This window comes from Pseudomonas sp. 10C3 (genome assembly GCF_036346185.1).
GTDB lineage: Bacteria > Pseudomonadota > Gammaproteobacteria > Pseudomonadales > Pseudomonadaceae > Aquipseudomonas.
This window is the reverse complement of sequence record NZ_JASJVE010000003.1, coordinates 225,808-238,281: the sequence shown is the minus strand read 5'-3', so window position 1 is coordinate 238,281 and position 12,474 is coordinate 225,808. Positions and strand designations below refer to the sequence as shown.

General features: G+C 60.0%; 11 protein-coding genes and 1 pseudogene. All 12 read left to right on the top strand.

The window, feature by feature from the left end:
• Positions 1-51 precede the first annotated feature (51 nt).
• The 12 genes and pseudogenes from QN399_RS04430 (at position 52) to QN399_RS04375 (ending at position 12,469) form a co-directional block, all read left to right on the top strand.
• On the top strand, positions 52-543 hold the full coding sequence (locus QN399_RS04430; RefSeq protein WP_322177629.1) for a copper chaperone PCu(A)C: 492 nt from the start codon (positions 52-54) through the stop codon (positions 541-543).
• A gap of 50 nt (positions 544-593) precedes the next feature.
• The gene (locus QN399_RS04425) at positions 594-998 is read left to right on the top strand and encodes a DUF2946 domain-containing protein (RefSeq protein WP_330200602.1); all 405 of its coding nucleotides are present in this window, start codon (positions 594-596) and stop codon (positions 996-998) included.
• 83 nt (positions 999-1,081) lie between these two features.
• Positions 1,082-3,217 (top strand): TonB-dependent copper receptor, encoded by a 2,136-nt coding sequence (locus QN399_RS04420; RefSeq protein WP_330200601.1) that lies wholly within the window; start codon positions 1,082-1,084, stop codon positions 3,215-3,217.
• An 87-nt stretch (positions 3,218-3,304) separates the two neighbouring features.
• A pseudogene (locus QN399_RS04415) lies at positions 3,305-4,676 on the top strand (PepSY-associated TM helix domain-containing protein).
• 338 nt (positions 4,677-5,014) lie between these two features.
• The gene (gene urtA / locus QN399_RS04410; RefSeq protein ID WP_219062494.1) at positions 5,015-6,280 is read left to right on the top strand and encodes an urea ABC transporter substrate-binding protein; all 1,266 of its coding nucleotides are present in this window, start codon (positions 5,015-5,017) and stop codon (positions 6,278-6,280) included.
• A 149-nt stretch (positions 6,281-6,429) separates the two neighbouring features.
• Positions 6,430-7,932 (top strand): urea ABC transporter permease subunit UrtB, encoded by a 1,503-nt coding sequence (gene urtB, locus QN399_RS04405; RefSeq protein WP_330200600.1) that lies wholly within the window; start codon positions 6,430-6,432, stop codon positions 7,930-7,932.
• The gene (urtC, locus tag QN399_RS04400; protein WP_330200599.1) at positions 7,932-9,011 is read left to right on the top strand and encodes an urea ABC transporter permease subunit UrtC; all 1,080 of its coding nucleotides are present in this window, start codon (positions 7,932-7,934) and stop codon (positions 9,009-9,011) included. The genes urtB and urtC overlap by 1 nt, the downstream gene beginning before the upstream one ends.
• Positions 9,008-9,868 (top strand): urea ABC transporter ATP-binding protein UrtD, encoded by an 861-nt coding sequence (gene urtD, locus QN399_RS04395; RefSeq protein WP_322177623.1) that lies wholly within the window; start codon positions 9,008-9,010, stop codon positions 9,866-9,868. Before urtC ends, urtD begins: the two co-directional genes overlap by 4 nt.
• 39 nt (positions 9,869-9,907) lie before the next feature.
• Positions 9,908-10,606: an urea ABC transporter ATP-binding subunit UrtE gene (gene urtE / locus QN399_RS04390; protein WP_322177622.1), complete on the top strand. Its 699-nt coding sequence runs from the start codon at positions 9,908-9,910 to the stop codon at positions 10,604-10,606.
• 55 nt (positions 10,607-10,661) lie between these two features.
• Positions 10,662-11,501, top strand: a complete 840-nt coding sequence (locus tag QN399_RS04385) for an urease accessory protein UreD (RefSeq protein WP_322177621.1) — start codon at positions 10,662-10,664, stop codon at positions 11,499-11,501.
• A 108-nt stretch (positions 11,502-11,609) separates the two neighbouring features.
• Positions 11,610-11,912, top strand: a complete 303-nt coding sequence (gene ureA / locus QN399_RS04380; protein ID WP_322177620.1) for an urease subunit gamma — start codon at positions 11,610-11,612, stop codon at positions 11,910-11,912.
• A 23-nt stretch (positions 11,913-11,935) separates the two neighbouring features.
• On the top strand, positions 11,936-12,469 hold the full coding sequence (locus tag QN399_RS04375; RefSeq protein WP_322177619.1) for an N-acetyltransferase family protein: 534 nt from the start codon (positions 11,936-11,938) through the stop codon (positions 12,467-12,469).
• Positions 12,470-12,474 lie beyond the last annotated feature (5 nt).

Sequence of the window (12,474 nt, the reverse complement as noted above, 5' to 3'; positions counted from 1 at the left end):
ATAGCCTCATGAGGCTGGGTGCATCGGAATCGATCCCGCTGGAGAATTACCATGATCAAGAAGATCCTTGTTGTGGCCGCACTGTTGCTGCCTGCCTGCTTTGCCAATGCCCACGAATACGCCGTCGGCGAATTGCACATCGCTCATCCGTGGTCCATGGAATTACCGCCCAACGCACCCACCGTGGCCGCGTATTTCGTCGTGCACAACAACGGTAAAAACCCCGATCGCCTGCTCAGTGTCGACACGCCCGTGGCCGGCAAAGCCGAGCTGCATGAACACCAGCATCAGAACGGTTTGATGAAGATGCAGCAGGTTCAGAGCGTCGACATCCCCGCTGGTGGCGAGGTGGCGTTTGCGCCCATGGGCTATCACGTCATGCTGCTCGGGCTTAAAGATAAGTCGACGCTCGTCGACGGCCAACGTTTCCCGCTGACGCTGCATTTCGAAAAAGCCGGTGACGTAACGGTCGAGGTTGCGGTGCAAAAGCACGCACCGGACGAGAATACCGACTCCATGCCCATGAATATGCACATGCAGTAACTGACTGACCTGCGTTGAACCACAGGCGCTCACCAGGCTTCAGGTCCTCCGTGCAGCCTCGCCCCAACGGGACGCGAGGCGCATGGCTGAGCCTGTTCGCCATGTTGATGATCTTTATCGGCCCGCTGATCTCCCAAGCGATGCCGATGGATCCGCACGCCGGTATGTCGATGCCGATGTCCGCGTCCATGGACATGACGGCAGACACCCCCGCCTGCCACAGCGCAGAACAGGCCACACCCTCGGTCGCGACCGATCACGTCATATGGGCCAAGTGCGGTTATTGCACACTGCTGTTCAGTTGCCCGGCACTGCCGCAAGCTCTGGCCTTTATCGCCGCTACCCCGCCAAAACCGACAGGCTTCTTTACCGCTGCAGCCCGCCAGGGTTATGCGCGGCAGACCACCTTCCCCAACGCCCGCACCCGCGCGCCACCCTCTTCAGTCCTGCTCTGACACCCTTATTGTTCACACCTGCATGCACCGCCTGAAGCGGTTGCAGGGAGTGACGATCCTGACTGATTGATGATGGAACGCTTATGTCCAGCTCCACTGCCAAGACTCGCCTGTCTACGATGCGAGTGGCTCCCCGCTTTACCCTGAACGAACCTCAACTGCGCATGAAGCACGCAGTCGCCGTACTGTGCGGTTGCATGCTCACACCTCTGGCGTTTGCACTGCCGACCCTTGATGAACCTCAGCAAGACGCCACCGAGATCAGCCCGACGGTGATCACGGCCATCGCCCCCAGCTCGCCGCTGACGATAGTGACCAACCCCAAAGATCCGCGGCAGCCGGTTCCGGCCAGCGACGGAGCGGATTACCTGAAAACCATTCCCGGTTTTACCGCCATTCGTGCGGGCGGGACCAATGGCGATCCGGTGCTGCGCGGGATGTTCGGCTCACGCCTGAACATCCTCACCAACGGCGGCATGATGCTGGGCGCCTGCCCAAACCGGATGGACGCGCCCACGTCGTATATTTCCCCGGAAACCTTTGACCGCCTGACCGTGATCAAGGGTCCGCAGACCGTGCTCTGGGGGCCAGGCGCTTCGGCGGGCACAGTGCTGTTCGAACGTGACCCCGAGAAATTCGGTGAGCTGGGCAGCCGGGTCAACGCCAGCGTACTGGCCGGATCCAATGGCCGTTTCGACAAGCTGATAGACGCCGCAGCCGGCGGTGAATTGGGTTACGCGAGGGTGATCGGCAACCAGTCCCACTCCGACGATTACAAGGACGGCAATGGTAATACCGTGCCGTCGCGCTGGGACAAGTGGAACGGCGATGTCGCGCTGGGTTGGACACCGGACGCTGACACGCTGGTGGAGTTGACGGCGGGCAAAGGTGACGGTGAAGCCCGTTATGCTGGGCGCGGCATGGACGGTTCGCAGTTCAAGCGCGAGAGCCTGGGGCTGCGTTTCGAGAAGTCCAATATCGGCGATGTTCTGGACAAGGTTGAGGCGCAGGTCTACTACAACTACGCCGACCATGTGATGGACAACTATAGCCTGCGCACGCCGTCTGGCACCGGGATGATGGCCGGGCCAATGGCATCGAACGTGGATCGCCGAACCCTGGGCGCGCGAATCAAGGCCACGTGGCGCTGGGCCGACGTGCAGTTGATCAGTGGCATTGATGCGCAGACCAACGAGCACCGCCAGCGCAGCGCTATGGGTATCGACGTCTATAAGGAGCTGCCGTGGACCAAGGATGCAGACTTCCACAACTACGGGGTATTCAGCGAACTGACGTGGTACGTCGCGCAGGATAATCGACTGATCACAGGGGCGCGCCTGGACCGTGCCTCGGCCAAGGATTACCGGAAAAGCAGCGGTTCGGGAATGACGGCCAAGGCGAACCCCACGGCCAACGAAACCCGCGCCGACACCCTGCCCAGTGGCTTTGTGCGTTATGAGCACGACCTTGCCGCAGCGCCTGCCACGCTCTACGTCGGCCTGGGCCATGTGCAGCGCTTTCCGGACTATTGGGAATTGTTTTCCCCCTCCTCAGGCCCGGCCGGATCACTCAATGCCTTCGATGCGATCAAGCCGGAAAAAACCACGCAACTGGATTTCGGCGTGCAATACCAACATGACGACTTGCAGGCCTGGGCGTCGGGTTATGTCGGTCAGGTCCGTGATTACATTCTGTTCAACTACACCACCGGCATGATGGGCACGACCTCTCAGGCCGAGAACATCGACGCCAGGATCATGGGCGGCGAACTGGGCGCGGCGTACCAGCTGACTTCCAACTGGAAAACCGATGCGACCCTGGCCTACGCCTGGGGCAAGAACAGTAGCGACGGCACGGCCCTGCCGCAAATGCCGCCACTGGAGACCCGTCTGGGCCTCAGCTACAGCCGCGACGCCTGGAGTGCCGGAGCTTTGTGGCGAGTGGTCAGCGCGCAGACCCGGGTCGACCTGAACAAAGGCAACGTGGTCGGCAAAGACCTCGGTGACAGCTCAGGGTTTGGCGTGTTCTCGCTGAATGGCGCCTACCGGATCAACAAGCACCTGAAGGTCAGTGCCGGCGTCGACAACCTCCTGGACAAAGCTTATGCCGAGCACCTGAACCTGGCCGGCAACGCCGGTTTTGGCTTCCCTTCAGACAACCCGCAGTCGATCAACGAACCGGGCCGCACGCTGTGGACCAAAGTCGACATGAGCTTCTAGACCACTGCGCCTCCAGAGGAGCGGGCATGCCTGCTCCTTTGTTCCATCTGAACCGTGTTGTAAATGATGTCGCCGGGAGCGCTACACATGAATAAATCAAACGTCTCCTTCTACAACCTTGCATGGCGCTGGCATTTCTATGCCGGCCTGTTCGTCGCACCGTTCATGATTCTACTGTCCCTGACCGGGATGATTTATCTGTTCAAGCCTCAACTGGACACCGTGATGTACAGCGATCTGCTGTACGTGACGCCAGGCCAGCATCGACTCAGTGCCGATGTACTGCAACAGTGGGTGCAAGTCGATTATCCGCAGGCGTATGTCAGCAAGTACCTGCCACCGTTGAACGCCCAAGGCAGCGCGCAATTCGTGATGCAGCAGGAAGGCCGCGAACTGAACGTGTTTATCGACCCGTATAGCGGGGATATTCTTGGCGAGCAGGATGCCAGGAATAACGTGCAGGCCATCGCCCGTGCTCTGCATGGCGAACTCATGATCGGCAAAGTCGGTGACCGGCTGATTGAACTGGCCGCGGGCTGGGGCATTCTGCTGGTGGTGTCGGGCCTGTACCTGTGGTGGCCAAGGGGCAAGTCCGGGTCAGGCGTGCTGTGGCCGCGGTTCAAGAGTCGCGGGCGCGTGCTGTGGCGAGACGTGCATGCGGTGACCGGTTTTTGGGGCGCCCTGTTGCTGCCTGTTGATGCTGCTCAGCGGCATGACCTGGACCGGCTTTTGGGGCAAGCAATTCGCCGATGTCTGGAACACCTTCCCGGCGGCGATGTGGAACGATATCCCCAAGTCCGACAAACAGGCCGGTGAGCTCAATACCGCGACCCGCCAGACCGTTCCTTGGGCTCTGGAAAACACGCCAATGCCACGGTCCGCTGACCATGCCGAACACATGGCTCACGGCGGCGGCATGTCGGCACCCGCTGCGCCCACGCTGTCGCTGCAACAGGTCGTCGACATCGCTACCGAGCATCGCATAGAGCCGGGCTACAGCATCACACAACCCGCCACCGCCGATGGCGTGTTCACCGTCTCAGTGTTCGCCGACGACCCGCGCAACGATGCCACCCTGCACATTGATCAGTACACCGGCAAGGTGCTGGCCGATGTGGGCTGGAAGGACTACAGCACGGTTTCCCGCGCCACGGAAATGGGGGTAATGCTGCATGAAGGGAAGTTCTTTGGCTGGATCAACCAGCTCATCATTTTCCTGATTTGCCTGATGGTGCTGCTCAGCGCCATCAGCGGGCTGGTGATCTGGTGGCAGCGTCGTCCGCAAGGTGGCCTGGGTGTGCCGCCGCTGCGCCATGACCTCCCACGCTGGAAAACCGCGATTATCATCATGATTGGCGTGGGGGTGGCGTTTCCACTGGTGGGGGCTTCGTTAGTGGGGGTGTGCCTATTCGATCGGATAGTTCTTTCGCGCTTTGCCAAATCCGTCGCTACGGCTTAGATTGCAGGTGTGGGCCCTGATACCTGGCGGGAGGGATTTTGATGAGTTCCTCCCCCGCCCGGTTTCAGGGCCCACTTTGCTATGGCAGGCAACACTTGTTGCAGGCTGCTCTCCCTTGGCATCGGGCCATCAGATCCCCTCCAGATCACGCACTGTTTGTACCCGCAACTGCGCACCAAGGGTTTTTCCCGGCACCATCGTGGTGCGCTCCTGCCATATTCAGCCGACATACCCCCCGCATATGCTCCATTTCCCGAGCTGGGCATAGCCTTTGCTAAGAAGCTTTCAGGTGTTCTGATTCGCCCTACTAAAAATTCCAAGTGAATGGAGATGGTCCTATGAAGCGTCGCAGTCTGATCAAAGCTTTCACCCTGTCCGCCTCGATTGCCGCAATGGGCATGACCTGGACTATCCAGGCAGCCGAAACGATCAAAGTCGGCATCCTGCATTCACTGTCCGGCACCATGGCGATCTCTGAGACCTCACTCAAAGACATGGCGTTGATGACCATCGACGAAATCAACGCCAAGGGCGGCGTCAACGGCAAAATGCTTGAAGCCGTGGTTGTCGACCCGGCCTCCAACTGGCCACTGTTCGCTGAAAAGGGCCGTCAGTTGCTGACCCAGGACAAGGTCGCGGTGGTCTTCGGCTGCTGGACGTCGGTCTCGCGTAAATCGGTATTACCGGTGTTCGAAGAACTCAACGGCCTGCTGTTCTACCCTGTGCAATACGAAGGCGAAGAAATGTCGCCTAACGTCTTCTACACCGGTGCGGCGCCTAACCAGCAAGCCATTCCGGCCGTTGAATACCTGATGGGCGAAGAAGGCGGCAGCGCCAAGCGCTTCTTCCTACTGGGCACTGACTACGTCTACCCACGCACCACCAACAAAATTCTGCGGTCGTTCCTCAAGTCCAAAGGCGTTGCCGACAAAGATATCGAAGAGGTTTACACCCCGTTCGGCCACAGCGATTACCAGACCATCGTGTCGAACATCAAAAAATTCTCTGCCGGTGGCAAGACCGCTGTGATCTCCACGGTCAACGGCGACTCCAACGTGCCGTTCTATAAAGAGCTGGCCAACCAAGGCCTGAAAGCCACCGACGTGCCGGTTGTTGCGTTCTCGGTCGGCGAAGAAGAACTGCGCGGTATCGACACCAAGCCGTTGGTGGGCAACCTCGCGGCCTGGAACTACTTCGAATCCGTACAGAACCCGGTCAACACCAAGTTTGTCGCGGACTGGAAAGCCTACGCCAAGAAGAAAAACCTGCCGGGCGCTGACAAAGCGGTGACCAACGACCCGATGGAAGCCACTTATGTCGGCATCCACATGTGGGCGCAAGCGGTCGAGAAAGCCAAATCGACCGACGTCGACAAGGTCCGCGAAGCGATGGCCGGCCAGACTTTCGCCGCACCGTCGGGCTTCACCCTGACCATGGACAAGACCAACCATCACCTGCACAAACCGGTAATGATCGGCGAAATCCAGGACGACGGTCAGTTCAACGTGGTCTGGCAGACCAAGGAACCGATCCGCGCGCAACCGTGGAGCCCGTACATCCCTGGCAACGACAAGAAGCCGGACTATGCAGTGAAGAGCAACTAAGTCGGTTTGATTCCTGATTCAGCTCGCCTTGCAGGAGCTGACTTGTCTGCGAAGGCCATGCGGCGCGGAGTGCCTGACCGACCGCGTTGTCTGGCCTTCGCGAACAAGTTCGCTCCTACAAAGTCCGTGGATGAACGTGAGACACCAATATGCCCACTGCCTTTTACCGCTTCATTCTCGCTGTGGCGCTGCTGCTGCCCTTTGCAGCCCATGCCAGTGATGCTGGCGACTTCGTTGCGGCCGATTCCGGGCAACAAGCCAAATTGCTTCAAGCGTGGGCCGCACAGCCCGATCCGGCACGTGTCGAGTTGATCAATAGCCTGCAACAAGGTCAGATTACCGTCGACGGTGAAACCAAAACCCTCCGTCTGAATAACCGACTGCGCGGGCTGGTCGACACCGCCCTCGCCAGTCACCAATTACTCGCCGCAGACGCCAAGCTGCGTCTGGGCGCCGCGCAACACCTGCAAAAAAGCGCGAAACCGGCGCAACTGAAATTCCTGGATCGGCAGCTTGCGAGCGAAACCAACGCCGACGTACACACCGCCTTGAGCCTGGCGCTGGCCAATCTGCAACTGGTCGATGGCGACCCGGCCGTACGCTTGGCAGCCGTCCGCTTACTGGGTGAAACCGGCGACCCATTGGCCCGCACACGCTTGGAAACCCTGCTCGACCCCGCCGTCGAAACCGATGCGGGTGTGCGCACGGCGGCCGAAACCAGCCTGGCGCAAGTCAAACGCAAACTGCTGATCGGCGAGATCCTCGGTCAGGCATTCAGCGGTCTGTCGCTGGGCTCGATTCTGTTGTTGGCCGCGCTGGGACTGGCGATCACCTTCGGCCTGCTGGGCGTGATCAACATGGCTCACGGCGAGATGCTGATGCTCGGGGCCTATTCCACTTATGTCGTGCAGCTGATGTTCCAGCGTTATGCGCCAGGAGCATTGGAGTTCTATCCAGTGGTCGCGCTGCCGGTGGCGTTCTTCGTCACGGCGGTTATCGGCATGGCGCTAGAGCGCACGGTGATTCGCCATCTGTATGGCCGACCTTTGGAAACCCTGCTCGCCACCTGGGGTATCAGCCTGATGCTGATCCAGATGGTTCGCCTGGTATTCGGCGCGCAGAACGTTGAAGTCGCCAACCCCGAATGGCTATCGGGCGGGATTCAAGTACTGCCCAACCTGGTGCTGCCCTACAACCGGATTGTGATCATCGCCTTCGCGCTGTTCGTGGTGGCCCTGACCTGGCTGCTGCTGAACAAGACCCGTCTGGGTCTGAACGTGCGCGCCGTCACTCAGAACCGCAACATGGCCGCCTGCTGCGGCGTGCCCACCGGGCGCATCGACATGATGGCCTTCGGTCTTGGTTCAGGCATCGCTGGCCTGGGTGGCGTGGCCTTGAGTCAGATCGGCAACGTCGGCCCGGACCTGGGCCAGAGCTACATCATCGACTCGTTCCTGGTCGTGGTGCTGGGTGGGGTCGGTCAATTGGCCGGTAGTGTGATGGCGGCCTTCGGGCTGGGCATCGCCAACAAAATCCTCGAACCGCAGATCGGCGCCGTACTCGGAAAGATCCTGATCCTGGCGCTGATCATTCTGTTTATCCAGAAACGTCCGCAAGGGCTCTTCGCACTCAAAGGACGGGTGATCGACTGATGAACCAGACTCTTATGGTGACGGCCGCGCAAAAGGCCGGCCCGAAAATCACCCTGGCCCTCTGCGCAGTCGTGCTCGTGCTGCTGGTCGCACTGGCACTGTTGTCGTTACTGCCAGCCGATAACAGCCTGCATGTCTCGGCTTACACCCTGACGCTGGTGGGCAAAATTCTGTGCTACGCCATCGTTGCCGTCGCGCTGGACCTGGTCTGGGGTTACGCCGGGCTGCTGTCGCTGGGACACGGACTGTTCTTCGCCCTCGGCGGTTATGCCATGGGCATGTACCTGATGCGCGAAGCGGCAGGCGATGAGTTACCTGCATTCATGACCTTCTTGTCATGGACCGAACTGCCCTGGTACTGGACCGGGACCAATCACTTCCTCTGGGCCATGTGCCTGGTGGTCTTGGCCCCCGGCTTACTGGCGTTGATCTTTGGTTTCTTCGCCTTCCGCTCGCGGATCAAGGGCGTGTATTTCTCGATCATGACCCAGGCCCTGACCTTCGCCGGGATGCTCCTGTTCTTTCGCAACGAAACCGGCTTCGGCGGCAACAACGGCTTCACCAACTTCCGCAGCATTCTGGGCTTCAGCATCAGTTCGCAGGGCACCCGGGCAACCTTGTTTCTGGCCACCGTGGTCCTGCTGGTGGGCAGCCTGTTTGTCGGCTGGCGTCTGGCGCAAAGCAAATTCGGCCGGGTCTTGACCGCGCTGCGTGACGCCGAAAACCGCCTGATGTTCTGCGGCTACGACCCGCGCGGTTTCAAGCTGTTCGTCTGGGTCCTGAGCGCAGTACTGTGCGGCCTGGCCGGGGCGCTATATGTGCCGCAAGTCGGCATCATCAACCCCAGCGAAATGTCGCCGACCAACTCCATTGAAGCGGCCGTTTGGGTCGCCTTGGGCGGACGTGGCACGCTGATCGGCCCGCTGCTGGGCGCCGGACTGGTCAATGGCATGAAGAGCTGGTTTACCGTGGCCTTCCCCGAGTACTGGCTGTTCTTTCTCGGTGCGCTGTTTATTGGCGTGACGTTGTACCTGCCCAAAGGCGTGATTGGCCTGCTGAAGAAAAGGGGCGAGCAATGAAAACCACACCGACACCCGCCTTCATGCTCGAACCGATCCTCGATCCGAATTCAGACGCGGGCACCAGCCGGGATGCCATCGGCCTCGGCCAGCGTGCCGAAGAAGGCCTTAACACGCGACACGGCACGATCCTGACCCTGGAAGACATCAGCGTCAGCTTCGATGGCTTCAAGGCGTTGAACAATTTGAACCTGTACATCAGCGTCGGCGAGCTGCGCTGCATCATCGGTCCCAACGGCGCGGGCAAAACCACGCTGATGGACGTGATCACCGGCAAGACTCGCCCAAGCCACGGCAAGGCCTGGTTCGGCGAGACCCTGGACCTGACGCAGATGAGTGAAGTGCAGATTGCCCAATCGGGGATCGGCCGTAAATTCCAGAAACCAACGGTGTTCGAAGCCTTGAGCGTGTTCGAAAACCTGGAGCTGGCGCAGAAAACGGACAAATCCGTGTGGGCCAGCTTGCGTGCACGCCTGACCGGCGAGCAGCGCGACCGTATCCATGAAGTGCTGGAAACCATCCGCCTGACGTCTTCGATGCATCGTCCGGCGGGGCTGCTGTCCCACGGTCAGAAGCAGTTTCTGGAGATCGGCATGCTGCTGGTCCAGGACCCGCAATTGCTGTTGCTCGACGAACCCGTCGCAGGGATGACCGACGCCGAAACCGAGTTCACCGCCGAGCTATTCAAAAGCCTGGCGGGCAAGCACTCATTGATGGTGGTGGAGCACGACATGGGCTTCGTCGGTTCGATAGCCGATCACGTCACCGTCCTGCATCAAGGCAGCGTACTGGCTGAAGGGTCGCTGGACGATGTGCAGACGAATGAACGGGTGATTGAAGTGTATTTAGGGCGATAACGCACATTCCTGCACATCTATTTGCTTGAGAACTTACCTATGCTGCAAGTCGACAAGCTCCACCAGTATTACGGCGGTAGCCATATCCTTCGCGGCCTGTCTTTCGACGTGAAAATCGGAGAAGTAACGTGCTTGCTCGGCCGTAACGGCGTGGGCAAGACCACGCTGCTCAAAGTCCTGATGGGGCTGCTGCCTTCCAAGGAAGGCGTGGTGCAATGGGAAGGCAAGGTCATCACCGGTTTTAAACCCCATCAACGGGTGCACGCGGGCATCGCTTACGTACCTCAGGGCAGGGAAATTTTCGGGCGTCTGACCGTAGAAGAAAACCTGCTCATGGGCCTGTCACGTTTCCCTGGCTCCGAGGCCAAGGAAGTCCCGGCATTTATCTACGAGCTGTTTCCGGTGCTCCTGCAAATGAAACAACGACGCGGCGGCGATCTGTCCGGCGGTCAGCAACAGCAACTGGCCATTGGCCGCGCGCTGGCCAGTCGCCCTCGCCTGCTGATCCTCGATGAGCCGACTGAAGGCATCCAGCCCTCGGTGATCAAAGAGATCGGCGCGGTGATCAAACAGCTCTCGGCACGTGGGGACATGGCGATTTTGTTGGTGGAGCAGTTCTATGACTTTGCTGCCGAGCTGGCCGATCAATACCTGGTGATGTCCCGTGGCGAAATCGTCCAGCAAGGCCGTGGCGAGGACATGGAAACGCAAGGGGTTCGTGGTCTGGTTACAATTTGATGCGCCAATCCGCTAAGGTGCGGTCTCCCTGCATACCTCATACACATAACGACGAATGAACCTTCCTGCCCACACCGCGCTGTTCACCCCCAGTTGGCATGCCGAGCTGGAGCTGGGCTATGGGCGTTTCGGTGACAGCACACGGCCCGTCATGCGTCGGCATCAAGGCCCGCTACGGGTGCAAAAACACCTGTATGCCGAAGGTCCGCAGGTCTGTCAGCACATCATTGTTCACCCTCCGGGCGGGATTGCCGGCGGGGATCGACTCGATATTTGCGCCACCGTCGGTAAAAACGCGTGGGCACAACTGACCAGCCCCGGCGCCGCCAAGTGGTACCGCGCCGCAAGCCCGGCATACCAGCAGCTGGAACTGCGCGTTGAAGCGGGCGCCACGCTGGAATGGCTGCCGCAGGAAACCATCGTCTTTAGCGCCGCCCAGGCCGAGTTGACCACGCATATTGAGCTGCAAGGCGATGCGCGGCTGTGCTACTGGGACATGGTTGCGCTGGGTCGCCCGGCCAGTGGCGAGCGTTTCGACCTGGGCCATTTTCAATCGCAGCTGGATATTCGCCGCGATGGCCAATGGCTGTGGCACGAACGCCAGCGAATCATAGGCGGCGATGGCCTGCTCGATTCGCCCATCGGCCTGGATGGCAAGCCGGTTTTTGCCACGCTGCTGATGACCGGCGAGGCCAGCAGTGAGTTGCTGGAAACCTGCCGCAACCTGCAAAACCCGGTACGCGGTAACCTGACCCAATTGCCCGGCCTGTTGGTCGCCCGCTGCCTGGCTGACGAAGCCCTGCACGCACGCGCCTGGCTGATCGAGTTATGGACGCTGCTGCGCCCGGCATTGCTCGGGCGCGAAGCGGTTGCACCTAGAATATGGAGCACCTGATGCAGGATCTTCACGCAATTTTAAAGCACGACCGCTTCGCGGCCGATTGCAGGCAAGCCAGCGCCTACAGGATCGCGGCGGCCTGACCCATTTGAAACGGATTAAACAATGGACCTGACACCACGCGAAAAAGACAAACTGCTGATATTCACCGCCGGTCTGGTTGCCGAACGGCGTTTGGCCAGAGGGGTAAAGCTCAATTACCCGGAAGCCATGGCCTACATCTCCGCCGCACTGCTGGAAGGCGCCCGTGATGGCAGAACCGTTGCCGAGCTGATGCATGTCGGCACCACCCTGCTCAGCCGCGAACAGGTGATGGAAGGTATCCCGGAAATGATCCCGGAGATCCAGGTCGAAGCGACCTTTCCTGACGGCACCAAGCTGGTCACCGTACACCAACCGATTGTCTGATTTTTGACCCTGCGAGCCCTGTAATGACATACCTCATTCGTGACGCAGTGGAAGCCGACCTTGCCGGCATCCGCGATATCTACAACGACGCCGTGCTCAACACCACGGCCATCTGGAACGAACAAGCAGTCGATCTCGCCAATCGCAAGGCCTGGTTCGACGCTCGCCAGACTCAGGGCTACCCTATTTTGGTGGTAGTCGATGCGGCTGACGAGGTACTGGGTTACTCCTCGTTCGGCGACTGGCGTCCGTTCGACGGCTTCCGGCATACCGTCGAGCATTCGGTTTACGTGCGCGCCGACCAACGTGGTAACGGCCTCGGCCCGCGACTGATGCAGGCACTGATCGAACGTGCAAAGGCCTGCGACAAACACATGATGGTCGCCGCTATCGAAAGCGGTAATACCGCCTCGGTGCACCTGCACGAGCGCCTGGGTTTCGCGGTCACAGGCCAGATGGCGCAGGTCGGGACCAAGTTCGGTCGCTGGCTGGACCTGACCTTTATGCAACTGAACCTGTCACCGGATGCCCCGGCTCCCGCACCCCATCAGGAGTAACACCG

What these genes read in the sequence shown, in the direction of transcription:
- QN399_RS04430 (WP_322177629.1), top strand. Translation starts at nt 52, where the DNA reads ATGATCAAGAAGATCCTTGTTGTGGCCGCACTGTTGCTGCCTGCCTGC.
- QN399_RS04420 (WP_330200601.1), top strand. Translation starts at nt 1,082, where the DNA reads ATGTCCAGCTCCACTGCCAAGACTCGCCTGTCTACGATGCGAGTGGCT.
- urtA (WP_219062494.1), top strand. Translation starts at nt 5,015, where the DNA reads ATGAAGCGTCGCAGTCTGATCAAAGCTTTCACCCTGTCCGCCTCGATT.
- urtB (WP_330200600.1), top strand. Translation starts at nt 6,430, where the DNA reads ATGCCCACTGCCTTTTACCGCTTCATTCTCGCTGTGGCGCTGCTGCTG.
- urtC (WP_330200599.1), top strand. Translation starts at nt 7,932, where the DNA reads ATGAACCAGACTCTTATGGTGACGGCCGCGCAAAAGGCCGGCCCGAAA.
- urtD (WP_322177623.1), top strand. Translation starts at nt 9,008, where the DNA reads ATGAAAACCACACCGACACCCGCCTTCATGCTCGAACCGATCCTCGAT.
- urtE (WP_322177622.1), top strand. Translation starts at nt 9,908, where the DNA reads ATGCTGCAAGTCGACAAGCTCCACCAGTATTACGGCGGTAGCCATATC.
- QN399_RS04385 (WP_322177621.1), top strand. Translation starts at nt 10,662, where the DNA reads ATGAACCTTCCTGCCCACACCGCGCTGTTCACCCCCAGTTGGCATGCC.
- ureA (WP_322177620.1), top strand. Translation starts at nt 11,610, where the DNA reads ATGGACCTGACACCACGCGAAAAAGACAAACTGCTGATATTCACCGCC.
- QN399_RS04375 (WP_322177619.1), top strand. Translation starts at nt 11,936, where the DNA reads ATGACATACCTCATTCGTGACGCAGTGGAAGCCGACCTTGCCGGCATC.